This window comes from Brevundimonas sp. (assembly GCF_024711105.1).
Taxonomy (GTDB): Bacteria; Pseudomonadota; Alphaproteobacteria; order Caulobacterales; family Caulobacteraceae; genus Brevundimonas.
Genome location: NZ_JANJTL010000100.1, coordinates 1 through 19,761, shown reverse-complemented (window position 1 = coordinate 19,761; position 19,761 = coordinate 1). Strand labels below are relative to the sequence as shown.

General features: G+C 68.1%; 22 protein-coding genes, 1 tRNA gene and 1 other RNA gene. 18 read left to right on the top strand and 6 right to left on the bottom strand.

The features are described from left to right. The 6 genes from Q0M60_RS07650 to Q0M60_RS07625 form a co-directional block, all read left to right on the top strand. A partial coding sequence (locus tag Q0M60_RS07650) for a DUF924 family protein (protein WP_296817940.1) occupies positions 1-99 on the top strand: 99 nt, incomplete at its 5' end. Positions 100-161: 62 nt separating this feature from the next. Next, a complete protein-coding gene (locus Q0M60_RS07645; protein ID WP_296817939.1) occupies positions 162-1,019 on the top strand; it encodes a thymidylate synthase in 858 nt (285 codons plus the stop codon). Beyond that, the gene (locus Q0M60_RS07640; protein WP_296817937.1) at positions 1,019-1,318 is read left to right on the top strand and encodes a phosphoribosyl-ATP pyrophosphohydrolase; all 300 of its coding nucleotides are present in this window, start codon (positions 1,019-1,021) and stop codon (positions 1,316-1,318) included. Before Q0M60_RS07645 ends, Q0M60_RS07640 begins: the two co-directional genes overlap by 1 nt. Positions 1,319-1,409: 91 nt before the next feature. Next, positions 1,410-2,078 (top strand): aquaporin, encoded by a 669-nt coding sequence (locus tag Q0M60_RS07635; RefSeq protein WP_296817935.1) that lies wholly within the window; start codon positions 1,410-1,412, stop codon positions 2,076-2,078. Positions 2,079-2,126: 48 nt separating this feature from the next. Then, positions 2,127-2,639, top strand: a complete 513-nt coding sequence (locus tag Q0M60_RS07630; RefSeq protein ID WP_296817933.1) for a dihydrofolate reductase — start codon at positions 2,127-2,129, stop codon at positions 2,637-2,639. Positions 2,640-2,651: 12 nt separating this feature from the next. Then, entirely contained in the window at positions 2,652-2,972 is a 321-nt protein-coding gene (locus Q0M60_RS07625; RefSeq protein WP_296817931.1) for a YbjQ family protein, read from the top strand. 169 nt (positions 2,973-3,141) lie between these two features. Here Q0M60_RS07625 and Q0M60_RS07620 read toward each other — a convergent pair whose 3' ends face one another. Then, complete coding sequence (locus Q0M60_RS07620) at positions 3,142-4,209, bottom strand: Mrp/NBP35 family ATP-binding protein (RefSeq protein ID WP_296817929.1); 1,068 nt, start codon at positions 4,207-4,209, stop codon at positions 3,142-3,144. A gap of 62 nt (positions 4,210-4,271) precedes the next feature. Here Q0M60_RS07620 and miaA point away from each other — a divergent pair, with 62 nt between their 5' ends. The 5 genes from miaA (at position 4,272) to Q0M60_RS07595 (ending at position 8,161) form a co-directional block, all read left to right on the top strand. Further along, a complete protein-coding gene (gene miaA, locus Q0M60_RS07615; RefSeq protein ID WP_296817928.1) occupies positions 4,272-5,150 on the top strand; it encodes a tRNA (adenosine(37)-N6)-dimethylallyltransferase MiaA in 879 nt (292 codons plus the stop codon). A 92-nt stretch (positions 5,151-5,242) separates the two neighbouring features. Beyond that, entirely contained in the window at positions 5,243-5,548 is a 306-nt protein-coding gene (locus Q0M60_RS07610) for a hypothetical protein (RefSeq protein ID WP_296817926.1), read from the top strand. Beyond that, positions 5,549-5,908: a transfer-messenger RNA gene (ssrA, locus tag Q0M60_RS07605) on the top strand. A gap of 81 nt (positions 5,909-5,989) precedes the next feature. Then, positions 5,990-6,478 carry a ClpXP protease specificity-enhancing factor SspB gene (locus Q0M60_RS07600; RefSeq protein WP_296817924.1) on the top strand — a complete coding sequence of 163 codons (489 nt, stop codon included), beginning with the start codon at positions 5,990-5,992 and terminating at the stop codon, positions 6,476-6,478. A 234-nt stretch (positions 6,479-6,712) separates the two neighbouring features. After that, positions 6,713-8,161, top strand: coding sequence for a DEAD/DEAH box helicase (locus Q0M60_RS07595; RefSeq protein WP_296817922.1), 1,449 nt, complete (start codon positions 6,713-6,715; stop codon positions 8,159-8,161). On the opposite strand, the gene Q0M60_RS07590 is transcribed toward Q0M60_RS07595, so the two are convergent. Beyond that, positions 8,158-9,474 (bottom strand): DUF418 domain-containing protein, encoded by a 1,317-nt coding sequence (locus tag Q0M60_RS07590; protein WP_296817920.1) that lies wholly within the window; start codon positions 9,472-9,474, stop codon positions 8,158-8,160. The genes Q0M60_RS07595 and Q0M60_RS07590 overlap by 4 nt on opposite strands. Positions 9,475-9,531: 57 nt before the next feature. Further along, the gene (locus tag Q0M60_RS07585; protein WP_296817918.1) at positions 9,532-10,287 is read right to left on the bottom strand and encodes a molybdopterin-binding protein; all 756 of its coding nucleotides are present in this window, start codon (positions 10,285-10,287) and stop codon (positions 9,532-9,534) included. A gap of 80 nt (positions 10,288-10,367) precedes the next feature. Between Q0M60_RS07585 and xth the strand changes: the two genes are divergently transcribed. The 3 genes from xth to Q0M60_RS07570 all read left to right on the top strand — a co-directional run bounded on the left by xth (position 10,368) and on the right by Q0M60_RS07570 (position 12,696). Then, positions 10,368-11,147 (top strand): exodeoxyribonuclease III, encoded by a 780-nt coding sequence (gene xth / locus Q0M60_RS07580; RefSeq protein ID WP_296817916.1) that lies wholly within the window; start codon positions 10,368-10,370, stop codon positions 11,145-11,147. Beyond that, positions 11,144-11,701 (top strand): hypothetical protein, encoded by a 558-nt coding sequence (locus tag Q0M60_RS07575; protein WP_296817914.1) that lies wholly within the window; start codon positions 11,144-11,146, stop codon positions 11,699-11,701. The genes xth and Q0M60_RS07575 overlap by 4 nt, the downstream gene beginning before the upstream one ends. A gap of 92 nt (positions 11,702-11,793) precedes the next feature. After that, on the top strand, positions 11,794-12,696 hold the full coding sequence (locus tag Q0M60_RS07570) for a cobalamin biosynthesis protein CbiG (protein ID WP_296817912.1): 903 nt from the start codon (positions 11,794-11,796) through the stop codon (positions 12,694-12,696). A gap of 224 nt (positions 12,697-12,920) precedes the next feature. Here the strand turns inward: Q0M60_RS07570 and Q0M60_RS07565 are convergent, their stop codons facing one another. Next, on the bottom strand, positions 12,921-14,270 hold the full coding sequence (locus tag Q0M60_RS07565) for an MATE family efflux transporter (RefSeq protein WP_296817910.1): 1,350 nt from the start codon (positions 14,268-14,270) through the stop codon (positions 12,921-12,923). A gap of 53 nt (positions 14,271-14,323) precedes the next feature. On the opposite strand from Q0M60_RS07565, the gene Q0M60_RS07560 reads away from it, so the two are divergent. Continuing rightward, positions 14,324-15,166: an alpha/beta hydrolase gene (locus Q0M60_RS07560; protein WP_296817909.1), complete on the top strand. Its 843-nt coding sequence runs from the start codon at positions 14,324-14,326 to the stop codon at positions 15,164-15,166. On the opposite strand, the gene Q0M60_RS07555 is transcribed toward Q0M60_RS07560, so the two are convergent. Further along, positions 15,163-16,482 carry a dicarboxylate/amino acid:cation symporter gene (locus Q0M60_RS07555; RefSeq protein WP_296817907.1) on the bottom strand — a complete coding sequence of 440 codons (1,320 nt, stop codon included), beginning with the start codon at positions 16,480-16,482 and terminating at the stop codon, positions 15,163-15,165. The two genes, Q0M60_RS07560 and Q0M60_RS07555, sit on opposite strands and share 4 nt — an antisense overlap. A 20-nt stretch (positions 16,483-16,502) precedes the next feature. After that, positions 16,503-17,618: an amino acid ABC transporter substrate-binding protein gene (locus Q0M60_RS07550; protein ID WP_296817905.1), complete on the bottom strand. Its 1,116-nt coding sequence runs from the start codon at positions 17,616-17,618 to the stop codon at positions 16,503-16,505. A gap of 80 nt (positions 17,619-17,698) precedes the next feature. On the opposite strand from Q0M60_RS07550, the gene metC reads away from it, so the two are divergent. From metC to Q0M60_RS07535, 3 genes are all read left to right on the top strand, one after another. Continuing rightward, the gene (gene metC / locus Q0M60_RS07545; RefSeq protein ID WP_296817903.1) at positions 17,699-18,853 is read left to right on the top strand and encodes a cystathionine beta-lyase; all 1,155 of its coding nucleotides are present in this window, start codon (positions 17,699-17,701) and stop codon (positions 18,851-18,853) included. Between the two features lie 42 nt (positions 18,854-18,895). Further along, a tRNA-Arg gene (locus Q0M60_RS07540) sits at positions 18,896-18,972 on the top strand. Between the two features lie 71 nt (positions 18,973-19,043). Next, positions 19,044-19,761 (top strand): nitronate monooxygenase (locus Q0M60_RS07535; RefSeq protein WP_296817901.1); only part of this gene is annotated, 718 nt, incomplete at its 3' end.

Below are 19,761 nucleotides of genomic sequence, written 5' to 3'. Positions count from 1 at the left end.
GAGCGCTTCGGCCGCTTCCCTCATCGCAACGACGTGCTCGGCCGCGAGACCACGTCCGAGGAGCAGGCCTTCCTGGAAGAGGACGGCTTTCGCGGCTGATCCACAGGAACGTCACTGACCGGTGATTCGCAGACACCGCGAATCAGCGCCAACTGGCGCCCATGAACGCCGTCGCCGCCCTGACCGATCTTCAGGCCCGCACCGGAGCCGTCGCGGCCGACCATCCGGAGTGGCAGTATCTCAACCTGCTGCGCGACATCCTCGACAACGGCGCGCGGCGCGACGACCGCACGGGGACGGGCACGCTGGGCGTCTTCGGCCGCCAGATGCGCTTCGACCTGTCGAAGGGCTTTCCGGTCCTGACCACCAAGAAGTTGCACCTGCGCTCGATCATCGTGGAGCTGCTGTGGTTCCTGCGCGGCGAGACCAACATCGGCTGGCTGAAGGACAACGGCGTCAGCATCTGGGACGAGTGGGCCGACGCCGAGGGCGAACTGGGCCCTGTCTATGGCAAGCAGTGGCGCTCCTGGGCCGCGCCAGACGGCCGGGTCATCGACCAGATCGAAAAGCTGATCCACGGCCTGAAGACCAACCCGAACGGCCGCCGCCACATCGTCTCCGCGTGGAACCCGGCCGATGTGGACGACATGGCCCTGCCGCCCTGCCACTGCCTGTTCCAGTTCTTCGTCGCCGACGGCAAGCTGAGCTGCCAGCTCTACCAGCGCTCGGCCGACGTCTTCCTCGGCGTCCCCTTCAACATCGCCTCCTATGCGCTCCTGACCCTGATGATGGCCCAGGTCGTGGGTCTGGAGCCGGGCGAGTTTGTCCACACCTTCGGCGACGCCCACCTCTATCTGAACCACATCGAACAAGCCGAGCTACAGCTGAGCCGCGAGCCCCTGCCGCTCCCGACCATGACCATCGCCCCCCGCGACGACCTGTTCGCCTACCAGCTCTCCGACTTCGTCCTCGAGGGCTACGAGCCCTGGCCGCACATCAAGGCGCCGGTCGCCGTCTGATGGCGCTTGATCTCAAAGCCTTGCAGGACGACGTCCTGCGCATCTCCGACATCTATGCGCGCGAGCACGGCATCGAGCGCGACCGCGACTGGGCCCTGCTCAAGCTCCAGGAAGAGCTCGGCGAGCTGACCGCCGAGCACCTGCGCCTGTCTGGCCGCGCGCGCGGTGAGCCGGACGCCGCCAAGCTGGCCGATGAGGCCGCCGACGTGCTGGGCATGCTGCTGATCTACTGCGACCGCGCGGGCGTCGATATAGAGGCGGCCATGCGCAACAAATGGCTGCGCTGGCTGGAATGCTAAGAAACCCGCGTTCTTCGAACTAGCGTCACCATAAGACTCGCCCCACCGTCCCAGTGTCCGCTCTTGGACTCACGACATTGGGGAGGATGTCATGGTCAAGCGTATGTCCGCCGAGTTCTTCGGCACATTGGTGCTGGTCCTGTTCGGCTGCGGGGCGGCCGTGCTGGGCCCGGCGCCCTTCGATCAGCTGGCGGTGTCGCTGGCCTTCGGCTTCGCCATCGTCGCCATGGCTTATGGGATCGGCCCCGTCTCGGGGTGCCACGTGAACCCGGCCGTCAGCCTGGCCGCCTTCGTCGCAGGACGCATGTCCGCCAAGGACATGGTCACCTACTGGATCGCTCAATTCCTCGGCGCCGTGGCCGGCTCCGCGCTGCTCTCCACCATCGCCCAGACGGGCACGGCGAATCTCGGACAGAACGGCTGGGGTCCCAGTTATCTCGGAGAATATCCGATGATGGCGGCGCTCATCTTCGAGTTCGTCATGACGGCGATCTTCGTGGTCGTCATCCTTGGGGTCAGCGGCGACAAGGGCCACGGCCCGTTCGCGGGCGTCGCGATCGGCATCACCCTGGCGGTCATCCACATCGTCGGCATCCAGGTGACCGGCGTCTCGGTCAATCCGGCCCGCAGCTTCGGCCCGGCGCTGCTCGCCGGCGGAGAGGCGCTGAGCCAGCTCTGGCTGTTCATCGTCGCCCCGGCGGCCGGGGCCATCGCGGGCGCCATGCTGTTCCGCTTGAAACTGCTCGACCCTCAGGACTAACCAGCACGGGCGGCGGTTCGCGCCGCCGCCTGTCACCCTGAGGTTCGCTTGTCGGTATTCCTGTCGATCGTCGTCGCCCGGGCCCGCAACGGCGTGATCGGCCGCGACGGCCGGCTGCCCTGGCACCTCCGTTCGGACCTGCAGAAGTTCAAGGCCAATACCATCGGCAAGCCCTGCCTGATGGGCCGCAAGACCTGGGACAGCTTGCAGTTGCGACCCCTGCCCGGCCGCCTGAATCTGGTCGTGTCGCGGAATCCGGACTTCGCGGCCAAGGGGGCGCTGGTCTGCCCGACCTTCGAAGAGGCCGTTCGGATCGGGTGGGAGACGGCGCGCGAGGACGGCGTCAACGAGGTCTGCGTGATCGGCGGCGCCGGCATTTTCGCCCTGGCGCTGCCGCGCGCGAAGCGTCTCTATCTCTCTGAAGTCCAGGCCGAGCCGGAGGGCGACATCCATTTCCCGCCGTTCGACGAAGATGAATGGACCGAGGTATCATCCGAACGGATCGAGCCGGGCGAGAAGGACGATCACGCCTTCATCTACCGGGTTCTGGAGCGACGCTAGAGGAGCCGCATCATGATCGTCACGACCGCCAACGACCTGCCGGGGCACCGGATCGTCCGGGTCCTCGGCGTCCAGCGGGGTATCACCGTGCGATCGAGAAACGCCCTGGCCGATGTGCTCGGCGGGATCCAGTCCGTTTTCGGCGGCAAGGTCGACGCCTACGTCAAGCTGGCCGAGAGCGCGAGGGCCGAGGCCTATGACGAGCTGATCGAGCACGCCCGCGCCGCCGGGGCCAACGCCATCATCGCCATGCGATACGACGCCAACGAGATCATGGACGGCATCACTGAAGTGCTCGCCTACGGTACGGCCGTGGTGGTCGAGCCGGTCTGAGCGCTCGCTTCGACTCTCGTAGATCCATTCAAAGACAGGCAGATAGCAGCCTGCGTGAGAGAACAAGGCCGCAGTGTTGCGGGCGGCCTTACACTGCCCCCTCGTGTCGGAATCGGCAGAGGAGAAACTTGCACAAGTTGGCAGTTGCAGTCGTTTTCGAGACTGCCATTCAGCCGGCCAGTCGCACCGCCAGCGTCCGAGCGATGGAATCGAACGCGTGGGCAGAGGCTGTTTCCCGCTCTGCTGCGACCGGTCGGCCGGCGTCACCGCCCTGGCGTATGGCGGGATTGAGCGGCAGTTCTCCCAGGAAGGGCGCCCCCAGCCGCTCGGCCTCCGCCTGCGCCCCACCTCGGCCGAAGACATCCCCAGCCATGTTCTCGATGAGCCCCCACACCGGCGTTCCCGTTTTGCCGAACATGGCGTGGGCCCGGCGCGCATCGGCCAGCGCGGCCTCCTGCGGGGTCGAGACGATCACAACGCCGTCGATCGGCGTCTTCTGGACGAGGGTCAGTTGAACATCGCCCGTGCCTGGCGGCAGGTCGACGACCAGCACGTCAAGCGGCTCCGCGTCGGTCCCCCAACGCGTCTGGGTCAGCATCTGGGTCAAGGCCTGGCTGGCCATGGGCCCGCGCCAGATCAGCGCCTGATCGGCCCCGACCAGGAAGCCGACCGACATCACCTTGACCCCCCAGGCCTCGAGCGGAACCAGCCGCCCGTCCTCGTGCCTCGGGGCCTCGGACAGGCCCATCATCAGAGGCGCAGACGGTCCATAGACGTCGGCGTCCAGCAGCCCGACCCTCAGACCCTGGGCCGAAAAGGCGCAAGCCAGGTTTACGGCGACGGTAGACTTGCCGACTCCGCCCTTGCCGCTGGCCACCGCCAGGACCGCCCTGACGTGCTCCGGCCGGTCAGTGGGGACGGGGGCCTTGGGCCGGCCCTGATCCATCGCCTCGGACGACAGGCGGGCGCCCCGCTGAGGCTTCGCCGTCTCCGCCGTCAGCACCACCCTCACCGTCTCGATGCCTGGGAGCGCGCGCAGGGCGGCCTCCGCCGCCTCGCGCACCGGGCCATAGGTGGCGACAGCGTCGCCCGGGACCTCGAGCATGAAGCCCGCCTTGCCTCCGGAGACGATCAGCCCCTTCACCTCGCCGGCGTCAGCCAGACCGCGGCCGGAGCGGGGGTCCTTGATCTCGTTCAGAGCCTCAAGTGCGATATTCTTGTCGGCCGGTTCGCCCAAGGCGTGCGGTCTCCTTGCCAGTCGGGGCGCGCCGTCATATCCGCCGACGAAGGCATTGGCCAATGGGGAGCACTGAGATCGCCGCGCCGTCCATCACCCTGATCGGGGGCGCCACCGCCTCGGGCAAGTCCGCCTTGGCGCTGGATCTGGCGGAACGAACCGGCGCCGTCATCGTCAACGCCGACTCCCAGCAGCTTTACAAGGGCCTGGCCGTCCTTACCGCCGCGCCGACCGAGGCCGACACTCGGCGGGCGCCGCACCTGCTCTATGAGATCGCCGATCCTGAAGACTCCTGGTCGGTGGGACGCTGGCTTCGGCGCGTCGAGCGTGTCCTGACCGAAGAGCAGCGTCCGGTGATCCTCGTCGGCGGCACCGGCCTCTATTTCAACGCCCTCACCAAGGGGCTGGCCGACATTCCGCCCGTGCCAGACGCGTTGCGGGCCGAGATCTCGGAGGCCTATGACCGCATCGGGGAGGACAGCTTCCGGGTCCTGGTCGCCAAGGCCGATCCGCAGGCCGCCGCCCGCATCACGCCGGGCGACCGGCAGCGGCTGATCCGGGCGCTGGGCGTGGCGTTGGCCACCGGCAAGCCGCTCAGCCACTGGCGGAGCCGGACCAAGCCGTTGCTCCGGCCCGGCGCCTACGAGGCTATTGTCGTCGATATGGATCGAGACGCTCTGTACGCCCGGTGCGACGCGCGGGCCGAGGCGATGTTGGAGGCGGGAGCGCTGGACGAGGTCGCGGCCCTCATGGCGCGGGACCTCAATCCCAGCCTTCCCGCTATGAAGGCGGCGGGGGTCCGGGAACTGGCCGGGCACCTCCGTGGCGAGACGCCGCTCGAGGAAGCCCTGGCCGCGATGAAGACCGCCACCCGCCAGCTCGCCAAGCGCCAGCTGACCTGGTTCCGCAATCAAGCCGCGCACTGGCCGCGATCCGCGTAAGGTCCGGACATTACGCCGCATTCATGATCGCGACGTTGCCAGCCTCATCGACCCGCGTCATACATTCCTGCTGACCCTTTCGGAGTTCCTAGATGTTCGTCGCCCTCACCGCTGTCCTGACGCTTGCCGCCGTTCAGGACCCCACCCCACTTACCGGCGTCGACGTCCAGGGCGAGCGGGTCCTCACCGCAGAGGAACGCCGCGCCGCGGAAGAAGAGGCCCGCCAGAACGAGGTCATCTGCCGCCGCGAACACGTGGTCGGCTCCAATCGCCCGCAACGCATCTGCCAGACCCGTCGCCAGTGGGAACACCTCAGCGAAACCTCGCGCGACGCCCTGCGCGACGACCGCTTCCAAACCGGCCAGGGCCGCGGCCCCGGCGAAGCCATGGGCGGCTGACCCCTTCAAAACACGCCTGATCGCGCCTATATTGTCCGTGTCCGGGTTCGCCCGGACTATGGAGATAAACGCGCGCGTAATAAGCGGACTGGACCCGGGTGCGATTCCCGGCGGCTCCACCAATCCTTCCCGGGTATCGACGGGATGCATGGGGCCGATCAGCATCGACAGACGTGTAAAGGCGACTGCTTTCTCTCGGCATGGCACCACCGTTTCGGGCCATTTTCTAACTGCGAACGATAACTTCGCTGGAGAAGTTCGCCTGGCCGCGTAAGCGACCCGGTGTTTCTCACCTAAGCCCTAGGGGTTCAGATCCCTAGGCGGGGCCCCCCCGGCGCCTGGCAACAGAAGCCGGGGACTTTCTTCCCCATAACTGTCGCCTTCCCGCTTTCGCCTTCGCTGGCGTCCGGCTATTTTCGCCGCTTCCGGAACGAGGCGAGCATGACCGGCGAGGGCTTCCCCACCGACGAGATGCGTTACGACGTGCTCACCCAGGCGGCGCTGAGAGGCGTCATCCGGGCCGCGCTGGAACGCGCCGCCACCCCCGACGGCCTCCCGGGAGCACACCATTTCTACATCACCTTCAAGACCCGGGCCGAAGGCGTCTCCATTCCCGCCGACCTGTCGGCCAAGTATCCCGACGAGATCACGGTCGTGATCCAGCACCAGTACTGGGACCTGATGCCGGAGGCCGAACGCTTCACGGTCGTGCTCCAGTTCGGCGGCCAGCCCAAAAAGCTGGTGGTGCCCTACGTCGCCGTCACCCGCTTCTACGACCCCAGCGTGCAGTTCGTGCTCCAGTTCGAGCCGCCGCAGATGGCGCCCGTCGAGGTCGATGATGAGCCCGAGGCGATCGGACCAGAGGACGACGACACGCCGACCGACGACGGCCCCAAGGTCGTCTCGCTCGACCAGTTCCGGAAGAAGTAAGGCTCAGCCTTGACTTCGCCACATCCGGCGCCCATCCTTGTTGCATCGCAACACGCGATGTCCGGCGCGCTCCAGCGCGTGAAGATCCTCACGGATCGTCTGTAGAAGCGCCCGGCTCCTCAAGCTTCATTCGTCGTCCGACACGCGGGGCGGCGCCCGATCCTTCCCCGCGCAAGGGGACGGCGGCGCGCACCCTTTGACGGCTGCTCGCGTCGCCGCACGCGAAAGCAAACCATGACCACCTTTGAATCCCTGGGCCTGAACAAGGCTCTCCTCCAGGCGCTGACGGCCAAGGGCTATGTCACGCCCACCCCCATCCAGGCGCAGGCCATCCCCGACGTGATGAAGGGCCGCGACCTCCTGGGCATCGCCCAGACGGGCACCGGCAAGACCGCGGCCTTCGCCCTGCCCATCCTGCATCGCCTGGCCGAGAATCGCATGGCGCCGACGCCGCGCACGACCCGCTGTCTCGTCCTGTCGCCGACGCGCGAACTGGCGACCCAGATCGGCGAGATGTTCAAGATCTACGGCGCCGGCCTCGGCATGCGGGTCGCCGTCGTCTTCGGCGGCGTGAAATACGGCGCCCAGGAGCGCGCCATCCAGCAGGGCCTCGACATCCTGGTCGCGGCGCCCGGCCGCCTGCTCGACCACATCCAGCAGAAGACCCTGGACCTGTCCTCGACCGAAATCTTCGTCCTCGACGAGGCGGACCAGATGCTCGACCTCGGCTTCATCAAGCCGATCCGTCAGATCGTCAGCCGCCTGCCGGCGCGTCGTCAGAACCTGTTCTTCTCGGCCACCATGCCGGGCGAGATCGGCAAGCTGGCCGGCGACCTGCTCAAGGACCCGCTGAAGGTCCAGGTCACGCCGCAGGCGACGACCGTCGAGCGCATCAAGCAAAGCGTCATCATCGTCGAGGCCGCCCGTAAGCGGGCCCTGCTGACCGAGCTGTTCTCCGACCCGGCCTTCACTCGCTGTCTGGTCTTCACCAAGACCAAGCACGGCGCAGACAAGGTCGCGGCCTATCTCGAAGCCGGCGGCGTCGAGGCCGGCGCGATCCACGGCAACAAAAGCCAGCCTCAGCGCGAGCGGGCGCTGGAGGCCTTCAAGAACGGCAAGCTGCGCGTGCTGGTGGCGACCGACATCGCCGCGCGCGGGATCGACGTCGACAAGGTGACCCACGTGGTCAACTTCGAGCTGCCCTTCGTGCCCGAGGCCTATGTCCACCGCATCGGCCGCACCGCGCGCGCCGGCAAGGACGGCACGGCCATCAGCTTCGTCGCGCCCGACGAGATGAAGTTGCTGAAGGACATCGAGAAGGTCACCCGTCAGAAGATCCCGTCCTGGGACCGCCGCAACGACAAGCAGCTGGCCCAGCTGGACGCCTCGATCCTGGCGTCCGGCGTGGCCAAGAAGGCGACCCTTCCGGGCGAGGACGAACGGCGCGAGCAGCGCGGCCCGCGCCGCGGCGGCCGGCATGGCGACAAGCCGGAAGGCGCGCGCGGCCAGCCGCATCGTCAGCGACGCAATCGGCCCCAGGCCGAGCGTCCAGCCTTCGATCCCATGGCCAGGGAACGCCAGCCGCTGGTCGCCAAGCCGGAGACTGGCGAAGGCGCGAGCCTGAAGCGGCGTCCGCGTCGCCGCCGTCCTTCGAACGGCGGCAAGGGCTACGCCAAGGCTTAGGCTGGAACCTCAGTGGCCGCCGTTCTTCGGAAGGGCGGCCTTTTTCCATAGGCGATCGCCCGGAGCAGCCACTCCGCGGGTCCCATGGCGAAGGCCTTGAGCCACAGTACGCTGAAGACCCCCTGGAATACCCAGACGACGGCGGCGACCGCCCAGAGCTCGGCCCAGTTCAGGTGGTTCCACCACCCCAGGCCGTAGAAGATGATAGCGGCGATCAGCGACTGGCCGAGGTAGTTGGTCAGCGCCAGCTTGCCGATGGCGCGCAGGGCGGCTCCGACGAACGACAGGGCCCCCGCCTTCCAAAGCAACATGATTAGGCCCAGGTGGCCGAGCGTCGTGGGCAGGCGCGAGACCTCATAGGTGAAGTTCGGCCACCAGACTTCGGGCGAGAAGCCGCCGCGCCACATCGCGAGGTGCTCGGCGACATTGACCGTCACCCCGATCGCGTAACCGACCAGCATCATGACCGCGTAGAAGCCAAGCGATCGCTCGCCGGTAATGACGCGCCATCGGAACAGGGCCATCCCGAGGAACATGAAGGCGACCGACTCCATGACCACGAAGACGCCCCAGCCAGACAGGCCCCAGTCGGCATAGGCCTCGAAAGTCCACGCCACCGCCTGTGGATAGGAGCCCATCCGCTCCTTGGCCTCCGCGTCGATCCGTTCTTGGGGAGGTGAGAGATATTCCTGATGGTCGGTGTAGGCCTCCAAGGCGCTGGCCTGATCTGCCGTCAGGGTCTCGCCGCGTGCCTGGGCGGCGTGGGCGGCCGCACCTTCTCGATAGGGCTCGATGTCCCCCTGGTAGGCGTAGCCCTCCAGAACCGAAAGCAGCGCCATGATGGAGACCGCCATGGCGACCAGCTTCCAGGGCCGCGCCTTGCGGAAGACGAACAGGACCAGGCCCGCGCAGCCGTAGTTCCACAGAATGTCCCCTGGCCACAGCAAGAGCGTGAAGTTCACCAGCCCAAGCGCCAAGAGCACCAGGCACCGTCGGGACCAGACGTCCGCGGCGCTCATCGTCTGACCGGTCTCGTCGGCGCGACGGGTGATCAGCATCACGGCCGCTCCAAACAGGAGGGTGAACAGGCCGCGCATCGTGCCTTCGAACAGGGCGTTCTCGGCGAACCAGACCTGCCAGCTGGGGTCCGACCAGCTCGCCGGAAACGGCGGGAAGTTGGTCACCCATGGCGTGCCCATGCCTATAATGTTCATCAGCAGGATGCCGCAGAGGGCGAACCCCCTCAGCACGTCCATGGCGTCATAGCGCTCGGCGCCCGGACCGGGCGCGAGCGGCTGGCTCATCTCAGACATGGAATCCCCTCCGTGCCGGAGATTGCGCCTCCATATCGGCGTTCGTCCAGCGAGATTTCAGGGAGCTACCGCAGCTATCCCCTCGGCCCCGAGCGCGGCGAGCAGTTCGTTCACGGCCGTCGACACCGCACCGCCGTCTCGACCTCGGACCACCAGGTTCGTACCGATCTCGCCGACCGTTCCTGCTCCGAACGGATAGCTGCCAAACGAGAGGTCCCGCCGGGCCAGTGCCAGGCCCTCCAGTATGGCGGCGACCGCCCCCTCCCCCACGCCGGTGACCCGGATCGTCCGGCTGTGCACGACCGCGCCGGTGCGCAGGCGCGGAGCGACGTCCTCGAGCATCGCCTGCATGATCTTCGGGACGCCCGCCATCACGAAGACGTTGCCGATCTGGAAGCCCGGAGCATCGGTCAGCGGATTGCGGATCAGGCTGCCGCCTTCGGGGATGCGGGCCATGCGTCGGCGGGCGGCGTTGAAATCGGCGCCATAGCGGCGCTGAAGGATGCACAAGGCCTCCGGGCGTTCCGGCAGAGCCACGCCGAAGGCCTCAGCCACGCAGTCGGCGGTGATGTCGTCGTGGGTGGGCCCAATGCCGCCAGTGGTGAATACGTAGTCGTGGGCCGAGCGAAGGGCGTTCAAAGCGTCGATGACCTGGGCCTTGCGGTCGCCGACGGTGCGAGCCTCCAGGAGATCAATCCCGAGCGCGCCCAGGAAGCGGGCGATGGTGTTCAGGTTGGTGTCCGCCGTGCGGCCGGAGAGGATTTCATCGCCGATGATCAAGACGGCGGCGGTGGGCGACGGCGGCGTGCTCATGACGCCGCTATAGCAGCGGATTCCAGACGCCGCTTGTTCCGCGCGAAGGCCCCGCTAACCTCCGCCGACAAGGAGTCGCCATGCGGATCGCCACCTGGAACGTGAACTCGGTCAATGCGCGGCTAGAGACCGTGCTGGCCTGGGTCGACCAGGGCCAGCCGGACGTCCTGTGCCTGCAGGAGATCAAGTGCGTCGACGAGAAGTTCCCGGCCGAGCCGTTCGAGAGCCGGGGCTACAACGTGCTCGTCCACGGCCAGAAGTCCTACAATGGCGTGGCGATCCTCTCGAAATTCCCGGTCTCGGACGTGCGGCGCGGCCTGCCCGGCGACGATACGGACGAGCATGCGCGTTACCTCGAGGCCGTGATCGAGGGGCCGGAGCCGGTGCGGGTGGCTTCGATCTATCTGCCCAACGGCAATCCGATCGGGACCGAGAAGTTCGCCTTCAAACTGGCCTGGTTCGAGCGTCTCAGGCGGCACGCGGCGGAGCTGCTGAAGCTGGAGGAGCGCCTGGTTCTCTGCGGCGACTACAACGTGATCCCTGAACCCGCGGACGCCAAACGGCCCGAGGCCTGGGTCGGCGACGCCCTGTTCCAGCCGGAGAGCCGCGCGGCCTTTCGCGCCCTGACCTGGCTTGGCCTGACGGACGCGCACGAACTGGGCGGCGAGCCGGACGGCACCTTCACCTTCTGGGATTACCAGGCCGGGGCCTGGCAGAGGGACCACGGCATCCGGATCGACTTCCACCTCCTGTCGCCCCAGGCCGCCGACGCCTTCCGAGGCATCGAGACCTGGCGAGACGCCCGTGACATGGACAAGCCTTCCGACCACGTGCCGGTGCTGGTGACGCTGGATCCATGACCGAGGTCTTCCGCACCCTGCTGCTGATCGTGCTGGCCGGGACCGCGGTGACGTTCGTGGCGATCTTCGCCTCTTGGTGGTTCGAGGGCGTGCGCCGTCTTCAGAGAGCGCTCAAGCGGGTGCTGGGCGGACCGCCGCAGGGCGAGGCTCTCTCCCCGGCGCAGGGCCGCGCGGCGGGCCTGAACTTCGACAACGAGACGCTGGCCGTCCTCTGGAACAACGGCTCGGCGGGTCTGGTCTACGGGTTTCACGAGATCGAGGGGGCTGAGCTGATCGTCGATGGCCGGGTGATGGCCCGCACCCGCCGGGACGAGCCGCGACGCCTGTTGGATGACCTTGTGGGCGACGCCGAGCGAGTCGCTCTCCGGCTGGTCTTCGATGACCCTCGATTTCCCGAGTTCGAGCTGGAGCTGTTCGGGCCGGGTTCGCCCCTGCGCGACGCAGCCGACGGGATACGGCTGGGCCGACGGTGGCTGGCCCATGTCGAAGCGGTGCTCCGCCGCCCCCAGCCCAGGGTCGCGACGGCCCCCGAACCCGAGGACGACGAAGACTAGGGAACACCGCGACGCTCCGCCGGCTTCAATCGGCGGACGAGGACGGCTAGAAGGCCGCTTCGCCTTTCGCTGCCTCTGTTCAGGAGCCCGCCGTGGCCCGCCTCTTCGACGCGTACATCATCGTGGACTGGTCAGCGGCGGAGGGCCGCAAGACCGGCGAGCAGTCCGTCTGGATCGGGGTGGCGCGCCGCGACGCTCGCTTCCGCCCGACCTACGAGGCGCACAACCCGGCCACGCGCGCCGAGGCCGAGGCCCTGCTGACGAAGATCGTGGGTGACATGCGACGGCGCGGCGAACGCGCCCTGATCGGCTTCGACTTCGCGCTGGGCTATCCGGCGGGAACGGCGGCGCGTCTGAAACTGGACGGCCAGCCCTGGTCGGCCATGTGGCGGCTGCTGAGCGCCGAGGTGAAGGACAAGGCCGACAACACCAACAACCGCTTCGCCGTCGCCAACAAGCTGAACCGGCTGATGACGGGCGAGGCTCGGCCCTTCTGGGGCGCCCCCGCCCGGCAGGTGCAGACCTGGCTGTCGGCGACCAAGCCGGGCAATGCCTATGAGGGCACGGCCGAGTTTCGGGCGACCGAGGAAGTCGCCTGCGTCGGCAAGCAGCGGCCCAAGAGCGTCTGGCAGATGCATGGCGCCGGGGCGGTCGGCGGCCAGACGCTGCTGGGCATCGCCCTGGTCGGTCGGCTGATGGAGGCCTGGGGAAGCTCGGCGGCAGTCTGGCCGTTCGGGACGGGCTGGAAGGCGCTGAGCGCCGCCGATGTCGAACCTCTGTCCGTCGTGGTGGCCGAGGTCTGGCCGTCGATCCTGCCGCAGAAGCCGGAGCCGGGCGAGGTCAAGGATGCGACCCAGGTCCGCACCCTGGCTCAGCACCTGCTGCGCCTCGATGAGAAGGGCGAACTCGGAGTCTTGTTCGCGGCTCGTAAAGGCGCGGACGAAGGCGTCGTGCGCCGGGTCGAGGACGAGGAAGGCTGGATCCTGGGGGTCTGATCGCCGGCCGACTGTCGCTCAACGACACAGCGACAGAGCGACAGAGCGACAGGTCCGCGCGACCGCCAGGCGGTCACAATGCTGGCGAACGATTTCAAAGAACCAGGGGACCGACTCTAAACCGTCCCCGGCCACCGTGCCTGAACGACGGCGACGGCGGACGCAGTCCCAAGAAGATCAACAACTTGCAGATGCCCGATACGAGCGTGAAGAAAGCCCTGCGCTCAGATCGCGCGGCGCGAAACGATGGCGAACCTTACGCAGAGCAGGCCCGCGGACACGAGGCTGGCGATGATCACCGCCCAGACGATGCCGTCCACGCCCCACCCGAAGGGAACGGCGAAGACGTAGCCCAGGGGCAGCATCACGAGGGCGTAACTGAACAGATGCATGCCCGTCGGCAGCCAGACGTCGGCGGCTGAACGCAGCGCTTGGGCGGCGACCACCTGAAGCGCGTCGGCGACGAAGAACAGGCAGGCGAGCACCAGAGCCGCCGACGCCATGGCCAGCACGGCGGCGTCGCTCGTGTAGGCCGACGAGATGATCCGCGCGCCCGGCCACACAATCAGGCAGATCACCAGGGCCGCCGCCCCCACGACGGCGAGGCCGAGCCAGCCCGAACGCTCCACCCCGCGGCGGTCGCGCGCGCCATAGGCGCGGCTGACCAGCACGCCCGTGGCCGCCGCCAGGCCCAACGGCAGCATGAAGATCACCGCCGAGACGTTGAGCACGACCGTCCAGGCCGCCGTCGCCGCCGCGCCCAGAAGGCCGGCGACGAGGGTCATGCCGGCGAAAGCGCCGACCTCGATGAAATAGGAGGCGCCGGCGCCGAAGCCGACCTTGCGCTGCTCGCGAGCCTCGGCCGCCTCCCCCTTTGGCGGATGGAAGACGCCCAGGGCCCCCGCCTCGGGCATGCGCCAGATGTAGACCAGAAGGAACACGGCCAGGCTGCCGCGCGCGAAGAAGGTGGCCCAGGCCGAGGCCACCGCGCCCTCGACCGGCAGGCCGGACAGCCCTGGGACCAGCCAGAGGTTCAACGCCAGGTTCACGCCATTGGCGACCCACATGGCGTTCATCCCCGGCTTCGGTCGTGACAGCCCTTCGAGGAAGAACTGCGCCGCGACCGAGACCAGGTAGAAGGGCAGAGACAGCGAAAAAACCAGCAGCGCCTGGCTGGCGCCGTCGGCGAGCCCGGGTTCGAGCCCCATGGCGTGCAGGCCGATGGGACCGAGCAGGATCAGCATCAGGGTGCTGAGCACGCCGATCTGCAGGCTGTAGACGATCCCGCGCCTGAGGACACCGCCGATCGCGTGGGGCCGCCCTTCCCCGATCAGGCGCGCCGTCATGACCTGGACGCCCATGAGGAGCCCCACGGCCGTCGTCAGCAGGACGGAGGTCGGCGCCCAGCCGAGCGCGTGAAAGGCCAGTTCCTCCGCCGAGTGGCGCCCGACGATGATCGCGTCGGTCAGGCCCATGGTCATGATGCCCAGGCGCGCGAGCACGACCGGCCAGGCGAGCTTCAGCAGCTCGCCCAACCCTTCAGGCGCGCGAAGCTTGAGCGTGGCCGTGGACATGGGGCGCGGAAACTGGCGATCTGTGGATTGGAAGACAAGAGCCGCGCCGTCTGATGCCTCACCTTTCCCGCAGGAGCGTCCTCGCCGCCACGGCGCTGGCCTTGGCCGGCCCGGCCGCGGCGCAGACTCCGCCGCTCACCCGGGCCTATGGGACCGACCCTCGCCAGCAGATGGACCTCTATGGTCCGTTCGCCGACGACGGGCCGGCGCCGATCCTGATGTTCCTGCCGGGCGGCGGCTGGCGCACCCATGCCCGGACGGATGTGTGGGACATGCCGCGTTTCGCGCGGCGGCAGGGGCTGCTGTTCATCTGCGCCGACTACCGCGCCATGCCGGGGAACGGGGCCCGCGCCCAGGCGCAGGATGCGGCTGCTGCGGTCGCCTGGATCAAGGCCAACGCCGCCGTGCACGGAGGCGATGCCGACAGGGTCTTTGTGATGGGCCATTCGGCCGGCGGGCACCTCGCCGCCCTGATCAACTGCGACCCGACCTATCTCGGCGCCCACGGCCTGTCGCCGGCCGACATGGCGGGCGTGATCCTGCTCGATGGGGCCTGCTACGACGCGACCCAGCAGCGACGCTTTCTGCAGGCGCACTCGCGCACGGCCGACTATTTCGAGGTGCTGTTCGAGGGCCGCATGGAGGCGTTCACGCCCGCCGATCTGGTGACAGCCGGGACTCCGACGGCGCCCATGCTGATGCTGTTCGCAGCCAGTCGGCCCTATGCCTTCGACCAGAACTACGGCTTCGCCCGCGCGCTCAGGGCCGCTGACCGGCCCTACCGACTGGTCGAGGACCGGCAGGCCACGCACGTCTCGATGGCCCAGGCCTTCGGCCGCCACGGCGACCGCATGGGCCAGGCGGCCGCCGAGTTCATCCGGACCGGACGGCTCTAGGCCTTCTCCTCGACAAGGGGCGCGACGGGGCTCGGATCGTCGCGAGGCTCGCCCCGCGACACGACGGTCGCCGCGACCAGATCGCCCGTCACGTTCAGCGTCGTGCGGCACATGTCGAGGAAGCGGTCCACGCCGAGGATCAGACCAATGCCCTCGGGCGGCACGCCCACCATGGCCAGGATCATGGCGATGACCGGCAGGGAGCCGGCCGGTACGCCGGCAGTGCCGATCCCGCCGAGTATGCAGACGATCATCACCAGAAACTGCTGCTGCAGGGTCAGGTCGACACCGAAGAACTGGGCGAGGAACAGCACCGTTACGCCCTCGAACAGGGCCGTGCCGTTCTGGTTTGCGGTCGCGCCGACGGTCAGCACGAAGCGGGAGATCCGGCGCGGAAGCTTGAGCCGTTGCTCGGCGACCTGCAGTGCCGTCGGCAGGGTGGCGTTTGACGAGGCCGTCGAGAAGGCGACCACGACGGCCGGCTGCACCCGCGCGAAGAACTTGAAGGGGTTCATCCCGCCCAGACCCCAGACGGCGAGAGAATAGACGATGAAGAAATGGATCGCGAGTGCGAGGATGACGACGCCCGCATAGGCCCCGAGCCGGGCCAGCAGGTCCCAGCCGAACAGGGCAGCGAGGTTGAACATCAGACACGCGATGGCGATCGGGGCGACCGAAATCACGAGGTTGATGAGCTTCATCATCACCTCAAGCAGTCCCTCGAGCGTGCGCTGAAGCTGGTCTGACGCCGGCCCCTTGGCCATCACCAGGCCGACGCCGAAGAACAGGGCGAAGACCATCACCGGCAGAATCTGGTTCTCCGCCGCCGCCGCAAAGACGTTGGAGGGGATCAGGTCGAGGAAGAACTGGGCGCCGCCGACCGAGGCCGGCGCGCTTTCGACGATACCGCGGGCTCCGGCCTCTCCTTCGGCCAGCAGGCGCGCCGCCAGGTCAGGATCCACACCCACGCCGGGCTGGAAGTAGTTGACCAGGGCCAGGCCGATCGCGACCGCGACGCCGGAGATTACCACTGTGAAAAGCAGCGTCTTCAGGCCCGCCTTGCCGAGCGACTTGAGGTCGCCCATCTCGGCCACGCCGGTCACCAGGGCCGCGAACAGCAGCGGCAACACCAGCATGAACAGCAGGCGCAGGAAGATCTGGCCGATCGGGCCGGTGACGTTGGAGGTCACCCACTGGACCCAATAGGTGTCAGCCCCGACGCCGAGATTGACGGCCAGCCCCCCCAGAAGGCCCACCAGGAACCCGAGCCCCATCCAGAGGTGCAGTCGCTTCTTCTTCGGCGTGGCGGTGTCCATGGCGTCCCCCAAGTCTGCGCCTATCGAATCGGCGCAGGGTACATCACCCCAGGCGGCTCGGCCGTCCAAAGTGCGTTCAGGCCGCGGGCGAGGTTCAGCATAGACCCGCTTCCCAGATTACGATCGAAGATCTCGCCGTAGTTGCCGCCGGCCGCGATGGCCTGACGCGCCCAGGCGTCCGAGAGGCCCAGCGGCGCACCGACCTCGCCCTCGACTCCGAGCAGCCGGCGCACCTGCGGATCGGCCGAGCTTTCGGCCAGTTCCTCGAGGTTCGCCTCGGTCACCCCCAGGGACTCGGCCAGGATGAGGGCGTTCAGCGTCCAGCGGACGATGTCCTCCCATTGATCGTCGCCCTCGCGCACGACGGGCCCGAGCGGCTCGCGCGAGATCACTTCCGGCAGGATCACGTGGGCCCGTGCGTCCGAAAAGGTGGTCCGCGCGGCGGCCAGCGCCGACACGTCGGCCGTCAGGGCGTCACAGCCTTCGCGGATGTAGGTCTCGCGGGCCTCCGCCTCGCTGCGCACCACCACGGGCGTGTACTCAATGCCCCGCGCACGGAAGAAGTCCGCCAGGTTGAGCTCACTGGTCGACCGGCCCTGCACGCAGACACGGGCGCCGTTCAGCTCGGTCGCGCTGGCCAGCGCCAGGCTGCGCCGGACGAGGAAGCCCTGGCCGTCGTAGTAGTTGACGCCCGGAAAGTCGAAGCCCGAGCCGTCGCGGCCCAGGGTCCAGGACGTATTGCGCCACAGGACGTCGACGCGTCCCTCGGCCAGGGCGGGCAGGCGTTGGGCGTTGTCCACCGGGACGAAGCGGACCGCGTTGGGATTTCCAAGGACAGCCGCGGCGAGCGCGCGGCAAAAGTCGACGTCGAAGCCCCGCCAGCGCCCCTGGTTGTCCGTGTAGGCGAAGCCCACCAGACCGGGATGAACGCCGCAGTTCAGTCGCCCCCGGGAACGGATCACCGTCAGGGTAGGACCGGCCTCCCGAGGCGCGGGCCGACCGAGGTCGTCGCCTCCCTCGGGCGTCTGGACCGGCAGGGGCTCGGCGGGCTGAGCCGGCGTCTCGCGCTCGTCGCAGGCGGCCGCGGCCAGGGCCAGAGCCGCCGCCGCGATGATCCTGATGCCGATGCGCCTCATCGCGCCTCACGAGCCTTGCCGCGCGACCGGGTCCGCGCATAGTGCCCATGCAACAACCAGCCGGAACGAGGCCGCGTCAAGTGCAGGACCGCACCCGACTGATCGCCGGCGCAACCGCGCGGCCTGAACGGCGGCGCGCCGTGAACCCGTCGGTCACGCGCGCGACCACCCTGATCAACGCCCGTGCGGCGGACCTCCGCGACGAGTCGTTGGGGCCGGTCTACGGCATCGATGGGGTGGAGGTTCACCAAGAACTGCGGCGCGCGCTCGCGGGTCTGGAGGGCGCTCACGCGGTCAGTCTCGCGCCGACGGGGCTGGCCGCGGTCACCGTCGCCCTGCTGGCGATGGTCCGGCCAGGGGACGAGGTGCTGGCGACCGACGCCTGCTATGGCCCAACGCGGCGATTCCTGGACCGGCGCCTGTCCCGGCTGGGCGTGACAACCCGCTACTACGCTCCCCGCGCGACGGCCGACGATGTCGCTGCTCTGATCACCGACAAGACGCGCGTGCTGTTCATGGAGTCGCCCGGGACGGCGACCTTCGAGATCCAGGACGTGCCGGCCCTTTGTGCGATCGCGCGTGAGCGGGGCCTGGTCTCGATCGTCGACAACACGTGGGCCGCGGGATTGCTCTTCAAGCCTCTGTCGCATGGCGCCGACCTCAGCCTGCAGGCGCTGAGCAAATATGTGAGTGGCCATTCCGACGTGTTCGGAGGTTCCATCGCCTGCGGCTCGGCCAGCGTGGCGCGGGCGGTGGCCACGACGATCGAGGACCTGGGGCTGTTCGTTTCGCCGGATGACGCCTGGTTGATGCTGAGAGGCCTGCGGACCCTCCCGGTCCGCATCGCCGAGCACGGGCGCAGCGCGCTTGCGGTGGCGGCCTGGCTGGAAAGCCAGCTGGAGGTTGCGAAGGTCTTCTATCCGCCCCTGCCCTCCTCGCCCGACCACGAATTGTGGCGCCGCGACTTTTCGGGAGGCTCAGGTCTGATGGGCCTGGTGCTGAAGGACGCGACCGCGCCGCAGGCCGAAGCCTTCCTCGATGCGCTCCGGCTGTTCGGGATCGGCTTCTCGTGGGGGGGCTTCGAGAGCCTGGCGACCTATGAGGACGCGCAGCTGGCGGTGCGAAGCGACCCGCCACGGTTGGGCGGCGCGCTGGTGCGACTGCATGTCGGGCTGGAGGTGGTCGCGGACCTCATCGCCGACCTCGACCAAGGCCTGGCGACGCTCCGCCGTTGAGCGGCTTGCCGATGTCCGGGCGACGCCCTATCCGGGACCCGTGCGCCCGTAGCTCAACCGGATAGAGCATCCGCCTTCTAAGCGGACGGTTGCAGGTTCGAGTCCTGCCGGGCGCGCCATCAGAGGGGTTTGCCTTCCCTTCCGTCAGGCGGCTATGCGTAGCGAAAGACAACCCTGACCAGGACGTTCCATGGCCATCCCCGCCTCCCTCCAGAAGGGCCTGAAGATCCCGGCCATCGCCGCGCCGATGTTCCTGGTATCGGGGCCTGATCTCGTCGTCGAGACCTGCAACGCGGGGGTGATCGGCACCTTCCCGTCGCTGAACCAGCGAACGACCGAGGGCTATCGGGACTGGCTGATCGAGATCAAGGAGCGATTGAACCCCGACGCCGCGCCGTTCGGGGTCAACCACATCGTCCATCCGACCAACCCGCGACTGATGTCCGACATGATGGTCTCGGTCGAACAGAAGGTGCCGCTGATCATCACCTCGCTGGGCGCAGTGCGCGACGTTGTCGATGCGGTGCATGGTTATGGCGGGGTGGTTTTCCACGACATCGCCAATGTCCGTCACGCGAGGAAGGCTGCTCAGGCGGGCGTCGACGGCCTGATCCTCGTCGCCAACGGCGCGGGCGGCCACGCCGGTGTCGTGAACCCCTTCGCCCTGGTCAATGAGGTGCGCAGCTTCTTCGACGGGACGATTATCCTGTCGGGCTGTCTGTCGACGGGCCGCGACATCGCCGCGGCGATCACCATGGGCGCGGACCTCGGCTATCTCGGCACCCGCTTCATCGCCACCACGGAAAGCCAGGCGCAGGCGCACTACAATGACATGATCGTCGAGGCCGGCTCGATGGACATCACCTACACGCCAGCGGTGTCGGGCATACCCGCCAACTTCCTGACGC